Source organism: Deinococcus rhizophilus (assembly GCF_030271215.1).
Lineage (GTDB): Bacteria > Deinococcota > Deinococci > Deinococcales > Deinococcaceae > Deinococcus > Deinococcus rhizophilus.
Map to the genome: position 1 here is coordinate 1 of NZ_JASNGB010000116.1, position 9,252 is coordinate 9,252.

At 72.5% G+C, this 9,252-nt stretch carries 6 protein-coding genes; 3 read left to right on the forward strand and 3 right to left on the reverse strand.

The window, feature by feature from the left end:
- The 3 genes from QOL99_RS11755 to QOL99_RS11765 all read right to left on the reverse strand — a co-directional run.
- On the reverse strand, positions 1-2,718 hold a 2,718-nt coding region (locus QOL99_RS11755; protein ID WP_285524062.1), incomplete at its 3' end, for a GAF domain-containing protein.
- A gap of 238 nt (positions 2,719-2,956) precedes the next feature.
- Positions 2,957-3,640 (reverse strand): response regulator, encoded by a 684-nt coding sequence (locus tag QOL99_RS11760; protein ID WP_285524063.1) that lies wholly within the window; start codon positions 3,638-3,640, stop codon positions 2,957-2,959.
- Between the two features lie 82 nt (positions 3,641-3,722).
- On the reverse strand, positions 3,723-5,582 hold the full coding sequence (locus tag QOL99_RS11765) for an ABC transporter substrate-binding protein (protein WP_285524064.1): 1,860 nt from the start codon (positions 5,580-5,582) through the stop codon (positions 3,723-3,725).
- Between the two features lie 298 nt (positions 5,583-5,880).
- On the opposite strand from QOL99_RS11765, the gene QOL99_RS11770 reads away from it, so the two are divergent.
- The 3 genes from QOL99_RS11770 to QOL99_RS11780 form a co-directional block, all read left to right on the forward strand.
- Positions 5,881-6,792 carry an Hsp33 family molecular chaperone HslO gene (locus QOL99_RS11770; RefSeq protein ID WP_285524068.1) on the forward strand — a complete coding sequence of 304 codons (912 nt, stop codon included), beginning with the start codon at positions 5,881-5,883 and terminating at the stop codon, positions 6,790-6,792.
- Between the two features lie 194 nt (positions 6,793-6,986).
- Positions 6,987-8,231 carry a S1C family serine protease gene (locus tag QOL99_RS11775; RefSeq protein ID WP_285524066.1) on the forward strand — a complete coding sequence of 415 codons (1,245 nt, stop codon included), beginning with the start codon at positions 6,987-6,989 and terminating at the stop codon, positions 8,229-8,231.
- Between the two features lie 7 nt (positions 8,232-8,238).
- A partial coding sequence (locus tag QOL99_RS11780; RefSeq protein ID WP_285524067.1) for a tRNA nucleotidyltransferase/poly(A) polymerase family protein occupies positions 8,239-9,252 on the forward strand: 1,014 nt, incomplete at its 3' end.

Below are 9,252 nucleotides of genomic sequence, written 5' to 3' on the forward strand. Positions count from 1 at the left end.
GAAGCCCTGGCCGTCGTCGCGGACGGTCACGCGCACCCCGTCCGGGGCGTAGGCCACCCGGATGGCCGCGCTGCGGGCGCCCGCGTGCCGGTCCACGTTGGCGAGGGCCTCCTGCACCAGCCGGAACACGGTCAGTTCCACGGCGGGCGCGAGGCGGCGCTCGGGGCCGCTGACCTCCAGCCGGGTGTCGGTCGCGGCCTGCCCCGCCAGCCACTCCAGCGCGGGCAGCAACCCGAGGTCGTCCAGCACGCTGGGCCGCAGGTTCCGCGCGAAGCGGCGCACGCTCTCGATGGCGGCGTCGAGGTCGCCCAGGATGTCCTGCGCCCGCTCGCGCCCCGGTCCCTCCAGGCTGCGGGCGAGGCGGGCCACCCGGCGCGAGGTGGCGATCAGGACCTGCGCGGTGTCGTCGTGCAGCTCGCGGCTGATGCGGCGCCGCTCCTCCTCCTGCGCCTGGGTAAAGAGGGTGAGGTAGGTTCGCAGTTCGGTCTGGCGGCTCGTCGCGGCCTCCAGCGCCCGGCCCCGGCGCTGAATCTCGGCGGCGAGCGTCTGGAGTTCGGAGAGGTCGCGGGCCACCGCCAGCACCCCCCCGGCTGGCCCACTGACCGCGCTGAGGCGCACCTCCAGCCGGTACGGCCCCACCTCGATCTCGGCGCGGCCCCCGGCAGGCTGGTGCCGGGCGGCTTCCCAGGCGGCGTGCAGGGCGGGGCGGGTGCCCGGCGTGGGCAGGGTCAGCAGGCTCGCGCCGACCAGGGGCCCCAGCAACCGCACGGCGGCGGGGTTGGCGTAGGTCACGAGCCCGGCCCCGTCCGCGCTGAGGATCAGGTCGTGCGCGCCCTCCGCGAGCTGGCGGTAGCGGGCTTCCTCGCGGGCGAGCGCCGAGAGCAGCCGCTCGCGGGTCAGCGTCAGGGCCATCTGGTCGGCCACGCTGCGCGACAGGGCCAGCACCCGGTCGTTCGGCGGCTCGGTGCCGGGGTCGTCGGCATAGAGAAAGCCCAGCACCTCCTCCCCCTCGCCGCCCCCCCGCAGCGGCACGATCAGGGCACTTCCGGCCACCGGCAGGGCGTGGCGCCGGGTCAGCGGGCGCGGTCCCCGGCCAAGTTGCCCCGTCAGCGAGGCGAGTTCGGCCCCGTCCGGCGCGTGCAGGTTGTAGGCGGCGCAGCGCACGACCGCGCCGCCTTCGCCCATCAGCGCGATCAGGCCCCGGCCCGCCCCCAGCGCCAGGGTCGCCAGCCGCGCGGCCTCCGCGAGCGCCCGGTCGCTCTGGTCCTCGCCCAGCAACCGGCCCACGTTCAGCAGCACGGCGGCCTCGCGCTCGCGGCGCAACTCTTCCTCATAGAGGCGGGCATTCTCGATGGCGAGGCTGGCCTGTCCCGCGAACACCTCCGCCAGCGCGAGGTCGTCGGCGTCGAGCGGCAGCGGGGCCGTCCAGTACAGGGTCAGCACCCCGAAGACGCCCGCGCGGGTGCCCAGCGGCAGGCTCACCACGCCCCGGTAGGGGTACTCGCCCCGCGCCAGCAGCGACCGGGTGTAGCGGCTGCTGCCCCCGTACCCCTCGGCGGGCAGGTCGCGGGCGGCCACCATCTCGCGGCGCTGCACCGCCCGCCCGGTCACCCCGCCCCCCACCTTGGCCCGCACCCGCAGCACGTACTCGCCCGGCAGCCCCAGCGCCCCCCGGATGGAGAGGGTCCGCCCGTCGGGTTGCAGCTCGTACACGCCCGCCGCGTCCGCCCCGAACAGGAGGGTGGCCCGCTCCAGCACCTTCGACAGGGTGTCGGACAGGTGCAGGCTGCCCGCCAGCGCCGCTCCCGCCTCGCGCAGCGCTTCGGCCGCCTCGCGCTTGCGGGTCTCGGTGCCGTAGAGCCGGGCGTTGTCGATGGCCAAGGACGCCTGTTCCGCCAGCGCGAGCACCAGCCAAGTGTCGTCCTCTGAGACGCGCACCCCCGCCGAGCGGCTGTCCACGTACAGCAGTCCCAGCGGGCGCCCCCGCGCACTCAGGGGAGCGATCAGCGCGACCTCCGGGGCCAGTTCCGCGAGGCCCGCCGCGAGCGGGGACGCGCTGTCCCGGCTGCGGTCGTACACGATCACCTCGCCGCGCTCGACCAGCCGCCCGAAGGAGACCGGCCCCACGCCCACCCCTCCGGTGAAGGCCGAGTCGAAGCCGTAGGAAAAGACCTCGCCCGTCCGCGCCCGCCCGCCCTGCACCTCGCTGAACAGGGCCACGAACGCCCGCCCGAAGCCCAGCGCGAGGGCCGCGCTCTCGGCGGTCGCGGTGAGCACCTCCGCGAGGTCGAGGCTCCCGCCCAGCCGCCGCACCAGCTGCTCGACCGTCTCCGCGACCCGGCCCCGCCCCCGCCGCGTCTCGCGGGCCTGCACCCCCTCCAGCGCCAGCGTGAGCAGCGGCGTCAGCCCGGCCAGGGCCTCGACCCCGCTGCCCTCGGCACCCACGAATTCCAGCACGCCCCCCCCGAAGGGCAGGGCCACCAGCATCCCCTCCTCCTGCCGCTCGCCCGAGGCCAGCGCCCGCGCCGCCAGCGTCCCGTCGCTGAGGCCCAGCCCCCGCCCCTCCTCGCCCACCACGGCGAGCGCCCCACCCGTGATCGCCCAGACCTGCACGCCGTGCGCCCGCACCGCCTGACACGCGAAGCGGGCCAGCGCCGCGCCGAATGCCCCCACGGTGGGGGCGGCGGCGAGGTCGGCGGGCAGGGGGGGAAGGGTCATGGGAGTGGGCTCAGGGTAAGGGGTTGGGGGAGTGGTCACCACCCAGAGAGGGCGAGTTTTGCCCGCCACCCCCCCCTGCCGCGCAGCTTTGCAAGTCCCCCACCCTCTGCAAGCAGCCCTGTGAGTCCCCCTTGAGGGTGGAGGCCGGGACTGGCACAGCTCCGGAGGAGAGGGGGTGAGTCAGGACGCCTCCCGGCGCGGCAGACTTCTGATGCGCCGAACAACTGTCCCCCGACCCTCACAGCGTCTTCGGATCGATCCACCCCCGCTTGATCCCGTACAGCACCGCTTCCGTCCGGCTGCCCACATGCAGCTTGGAAAAGATGTTGGCAAGGTGCACCTGCACAGTGCGCGGGCTGATGTCGAGGTCGCGGGCGATCTCCTTGTTGGTGCGTCCGGTGGCGGCCACCCGCAGCACTTCCAGCTCGCGGGGGCTGAGGGCGTCCTCCGGCGGCGTGGGCGTCTGCTGGGTGCTGAAGCGCTCCAGCACCTTGCGGGCGACCGAGGGGTGCAGCGCACTCTCCCCCGCCGCGACCGCCCGCACCGCGCCCAGCAGGTCGTCTTCGGAGGTGTTTTTCAGCAGGTAGCCTGCCGCCCCGGCCTCCAGCAGCGCGAAGACGTAGGCGTCGTCGTCGTAGCTGGTCAGGACCAGGACGCCCACACCGGGCATGAAGGACTTGATGGCCCGCGTGGCCTCGATGCCGTTCATGCCGGGCATGGACACGTCCATCAGGATCACGTCGGGGCGCAGCTCGCGGGCCTTGCGGACGGCGTCCTCGCCGCTGTCGGCCTCGCCCACGACGTGCAGGTCACTCTCTCCTTCCAGCAGTTCGCGGGTGCCCTTGCGCACGACCGGGTGGTCGTCGACCAAGAGCAGGGTGATGGGCCGCGCGGGGGCGGCAGAAGCGTCGGCGTCGTGCATGGGGGCAGCATACGCGCCGGGGCAGGCCAACAGAAACCGCCCCCCACGTGGGAGGGCGGCTTGCAGAACAAGGGGGGCAGACTCAGTTCTTGCTGAGGTTCTTCCAGTACGTCCCGGCGCGGGCAAAGGAGAGCATCGGGTTGTAGTTCTCCTCGCTGATGCCCTGGATGTTGTCGCGGTAGGCCAGGATGCCGGGGCTGCTGGGCATCAGGATGAAGTACGCCTGATCACGGGCCCGCTCGGCGATCTGGGTGTACAGCTCGTTGCGGCGCTCGGCGTCGGTGGTGGTCCGGGCCTCGTTCACCCAGGCGTCGATCTGGTCGTCCTTGAAGTTGGCGCGGGGGTTGTAGTAGCCCTCGCTGGAGTAGAAGGTGTGCACGAAGTTGTCCGGGTCGGCGTAGTCGGGCGCCCAGCCGGTGATGATCAGGATCTCCTCGCCCTTGTCTCCGGCTTCCAGAATCTCGCTCCACTGCTTGGCCTCGAGGTTCACCCGGAACTTGGGATTGATCGACTCGATGTTCTTCTTCAGCAGTTCCATGCCGGTCTGGGCCGAGACGCTGCCCGCGCGGTAGGTCGCATTCACGACGAAGCCGTTTTCCCACACCTGACCGCCCCAGGCCTGCTCGAAGGCCTCGCGGGCCGCGTCAAGGTCGAAGGCGGCAGGTTCCACGTCGGCGTTGTAGCCGGGGAAGGTCTCGGGCAGCAGGAAGTTGCGGGCCTCGCCCACCCCGTTCTGAACCTCCTGGATATAGGTGTCCACGTCAAAGGCGGACACGAACCCCTTGCGGACGTTCACGTCGCTGAAGAAGTTGGCCGGGATGCCCTCGCCGTCCAGCTGGCCGCTGCCCAGGCGCCCCTCGCCCTTGATGTCCTGGTTCATGAAGATGCCGAAGGCGCTGGTGTCGGGCAGGTTGTCCAGCACCGCCACGCCGGGCTTGCCGCGCAGCTGCTCTTCGATGATGGCGCGGCCACCGGTCTCGACCATATCGGCGTCGCCGCGCAAGAAGGCCTGCAGGCGGGCCGCCTGCTCGGGCACGATCTGGATCAGGACGTTCTGAATGCTGGGCTTCTCGCCCCAGTAGTTCTCGAAGGCCTCGGCGCGGAAGGCGGTCGCGTCCTTGCTCACGAACTTGTAGGCCCCGGTGCCGCTGGGGTCCTGCGCGAGCGGGCTGCCGGTCAGGTCCTTGCCCACGGCGTCGCGCCAGGTGGCCTCGGTGCCGTCCCACTCGCCGATGTCCTTGGCGTGCTCGGAGTCCACGATGGCCTGACCGGTGTAGGCCAGCTTGGACAGGAACGCGGGATCGGCCTTGGGCAGCGTGAACACCAGCGTCTCGCCGTCGCAGCGCACCGCCGCGCTGATCTTGTCCCAGGTGATCGAGTCGTCGTCGTTGGCGTTGGACCCGGTGCCCAGCAGGCTCTCCGAGAAGAACCAGTTGCCGCTGTCGCTGGTGTTGGTCACGAGGTTGCGGCGGAAGGTGTACTCGGCGTCGGCGCAGGTGAATTCGTTGCCGGTGTGGAACTGCACGCCGTCGCGCAGGGTGAAGCGGTACTCGGTGCCCCCGTCGGCGACGTTCCACTCGGTCGCCAGCAGCGGCTCGAGTTCGGTCAGGCTGCTCCCCTGGTAGGTGACCAGCGTCTCGTAGAGGTTCTCCACGACCTGACCGCTGCCCGTGTCGTAGGTGGTGCCGGGGTCCAGCGTGGGGATGTCGGCGCTCTCCTGCACGACCAGCACGTCACGGTTGCCGCCGGAGGTGGTGCCCGTTCCGCCAGAAGCGGTCTCGCCCGTGCCCTCGGCGCTGCCGCCCTCGTTGGTGGCGGTGGTGCCGCTCTCGGTGCTGGTATTGGTCTCGGTGTTGTCGTCGCAGGCCGCGAGGGTCAGGGCCAGTGTCGTCAGGGCGATCAGCCCCAGCGGGCGACGGAAGCGGGATTCAGATGTGGTCATGGAGTCTCCTGTATTGGGGATAGTGTTATTGGAGATAGGGTGAACCGGAAGGGAGTCAAGCGGACAGACAGTCGGCCGCGCCCCGGCGGTGGGTGTTCGAACTGCGGGGCAGGATAGCAGCCTAGCCCTCCCGCATGAGGACACCTCCCGACCTGATTAAGTGTGATCCACCCGTGACGCGGCCTGGTGACTGTCTCTGTTGACCCCGGTGACAGCGCCCGTTGACAGGGCCCATTGACAGCACCCGATTGAAATGCCCCGCACAGCCCCCTTGAGTGTCCTGCTGTACGGTTTCGTGATGATCCCGGACACCTATACCGAATCGTTCGTGCTGCGCGGCACGGCTGCGGGGAACACCCTGCGGCTGGTCGGCATCGACGCCACGCACCTTGTCGAAGAGGCGCGGGTGCGCCACGGCCTGAGCAAGACGGCGACCGCCGCGCTGGGGCGCACGCTGGCGGCCTCGGCGCTGCTGGCGGTGGTGCTGGGCAAGAAACCCGACAGCCGGGTCACCGTGCGGGTGCAGGGGGGCGGACCGGTGGGCTGGATCGTGGCCGAGGGCAGTGCCGACGGGCGGGTGCGCGGCTACGTGCGCGAGCCGGGCGCGGACCTGCCGCTGCGCGAGGCCGACGGCAAGCTGGACGTGCGCGGCATCGTGGGCACCGACGGCGAACTGGGCGTGACCCGGCTGCTGGACAACGGCGAACCCTACACGGGCAGCGCCGCGCTGGTCAGCGGGGAGATCGCCGAGGACGTGAGCGCGTACCTGGGCGTCTCCGAGCAGATTCCCAACGCGGTGCTGCTGGGCGTGTACGAGGAAGGCGGCCGGGTCTACCGCGCGGGCGGGCTGCTGGTGCAGGCGATGCCCGGCGTGACCGACGAGACGCTGGCCCGCCTGGAGGCCAACATCCGGGGCATGGGTCAGCTGACCGACCACCTGCGGCGGGGCAGCCTGCTGGAGACGATGCACACGGCGGCGGATGGCCTCGGCCTCGTGCTGGCGGCCGCTGCCCAGCCTGCCCGTTTCCAGTGCCGCTGCTCGCGCGAGAAGGCGCTCGACAGCCTGAAGTTCTTCGCCCCGGACGAGCGGCAGGAGATGCGCGACGACGGCGGCCAGGAGGTCGTGTGCCACTGGTGCGGCGAGCACTACCAGATCACCCCCGGCGAGATCGCGGGCCTCGACGCGGAAGTGGAGCGGGCACGGGCCTGAGATCGCCGGGCTGACGGGCAAGCGGGCCAGGGGTCGCCTCAGGGCTGTGCAGGGTGGCCCCTGCTGATGCCTGGACGTGGGCGACGAGCCACCCGGGGTGTGGTGTGAGGTCTTGAACTCCGCCGCCGCGAGGATGAACGGGGGCGGGGGGACGCCCCGCCCCTGCCCCGGGCGTGAACTGGGATAATTCCGGCATGAAAACCCGCCTCCCCGCCGTCTTCCTCGTGCTCCTGGGTCTGGGCCTGGGGGCCACCCTGCTGCGCGATCAGGTGCCCGTGTCCGGGGCGCAGCCGCCCGCCTCCCAGGAAGCGGCCCCGGCCACCGAGGCGGGCGCCCGGCTGCAAAACGAGCGCAATACCATCGACATCGTGCGGCGCTACGAGCCGGGGCTGGTGTTTATCAGCACCGAGCTGGAGGTGGTGCAGGACCTCGGCTGGCTGTTCGGCGGCGGTCAGACCCAGGTGCAGCAGGGGGTGGGCAGCGGCTTTTTCGTGAACGGGGCGGGCGACATCCTGACCAATTACCACGTCATCGCGGGCGAGGGGGGCCGGGGCACCGCCGACCGCATCACCGTGCGCGTCATGGGGCAGGAGGAGGCCGTGCCTGCCGAGGTGATCGGCACCGCGCCGCAGTACGACCTCGCGCTGCTCCGCGCTGAGGGGCTGGCCCGGAACCTGATCCGGCCCATCCCGCTGGGCGACAGCGACACGCTGGCGGTGGGGCAAAAGGCCGTGGCGATGGGCGCCCCCTTCGGGCTGGAATTCAGCGTCACGGAAGGGATCGTGAGCAGCACCGAGCGCCAGATTCCCATCGGGTTCTCGGGCACCGGGACGGGCGAGGGCATCACCCAGAAGGCGATCCAGACCGACGCGGCGATCAATCCGGGCAACTCGGGCGGGCCGCTGCTGGACTCCTCCGGGCGGGTGATCGGCATCAACACCCAGATCGCCACGGGGGGCAGTCAGCAAAGCGCGGGGGTGGGTTTTGCCATTCCGGTGAACGCGGCCAGGAACCTGCTGCCCCGGTTGCAGGAGGCCGGGGGCGGCGAGGTCCGCGCTCCCCGGCTGGGCGTCACGGCGGGGCTGATCGTGCAGGCGCGGGGGCAGCAGGCGGCGGTGGGCCTGAGTGTCCTGACCGCCGAGGGGCGGCGCGAGCTGGGGCTCCCGGAGCGCGGACTCGTCGTCGGGCAGGTCGCGCCGAACACCCCCGCCGCCCGCGCGGGGCTGCGCGGCGGGGAGGCCCGCGAGTTTCCCGGCGGCGTGATCGCGCTGGGGGGCGACGTGATCGTGGAGGCCGAGGGGGAGCCGGTCGACGCCCTCGAGGACCTGCAGGCCGCCCTGCTGGACAAGAGCGAGGGCGACCGCGTGACCCTGCGCGTCTGGCGCGGCGGCGAGGAGCGCGAGGTGCAGGCCACCCTCGACGCCTCGGCCTTCGAGTGAGCGCCGCGTGACCGCCGACCCCAGTGGCCCCAGCACCCTGGGCCGCGAGGTCTGGGACCGACTGCGCCCCGACGACCGCGCCTGGCTGCTCTCGCTGGCGCGGTCGTCGGGGCCAGGCACACGGGTCGCCCTGGTGGGCGGGGCCGTGCGGGACGCGCTGCTGGGAGAAACGCCCCTCGACCTCGACGTGGCGGTGGAGGGGACGGACGCGGGGATGCTCGCGGCGGCGAGCGGTCTTCCGGCCGTGGTGCATCCTGCCTACGGCAACGCCACCGTGACGCTGCCCGACGGCCGACACGCCGACCTCGTGCGGGCGCGGCGCGAGACGTACCCGGTGCCCGGCGCCAACCCGCACCCCCTGCCCGGCACCCTGGAAGACGACCTCGCCCGGCGTGACTTCGGACTGAACGCACTGGGTCTGGAACTGGGGCCAGACGGTCCCCGCGCCCTGCTGGACGTGACGGGCGGCCTGGAGGACCTGCGGGCGCGGGTGCTGCGGCCCCTGCACCCCCGCTCGCTGCACGAGGACGCCAGCCGACTGGTGCGGGGCGCAAGGCTGGCCGGGCGACTGGGGCTGGAGGCCCACCCGGAGGTGCGGCGGCAGGTGCCCGGCGCCCTCGGGATGGCGGGGCAGACGCCCCGGCTGTGGGCCGAGCTGGGGCTGCTGCTGCGGGAGCCCAGGCCAGGCCGGGCCGCCCGCGCACTGCAGAACTGGGAGGCGGGCGGGCTGTTTCCCGCCGGAGCAACCGAACGGCTGGAAGCCCTCGACGCCCGGCAGGACGCGGGCGAGACGGTCCATCCCACCCCCTATGCGGCGGCCCTGCTGTCGGCGGCACCCGACCCGGCAGGCTGGGCCGTGCGGCTGGGGCTGGGGGAAAAACCGGGAGCGCTGCTGGCCCGTGCCCTGGGAGACACCCCGGTCGCCCCCGGCAGCGCCGAGGCGATCCTGCGGACGCTGCTGAAGCCGGACGCCTACGCGGGCCTGAGCGGGCGAGACGTGGTGGCGCGGGGGGTGCCGCCC

Excerpts from the sequence above, each read along its gene's own strand:
- QOL99_RS11770 (WP_285524068.1), top strand. The coding sequence starts at position 5,881 with ATGATCCCGGACACCTATACCGAATCGTTCGTGCTGCGCGGCACGGCT.
- QOL99_RS11765 (WP_285524064.1), bottom strand. The coding sequence starts at position 5,582 with ATGACCACATCTGAATCCCGCTTCCGTCGCCCGCTGGGGCTGATCGCC.
- QOL99_RS11760 (WP_285524063.1), bottom strand. The coding sequence starts at position 3,640 with ATGCACGACGCCGACGCTTCTGCCGCCCCCGCGCGGCCCATCACCCTG.
- QOL99_RS11775 (WP_285524066.1), top strand. The coding sequence starts at position 6,987 with ATGAAAACCCGCCTCCCCGCCGTCTTCCTCGTGCTCCTGGGTCTGGGC.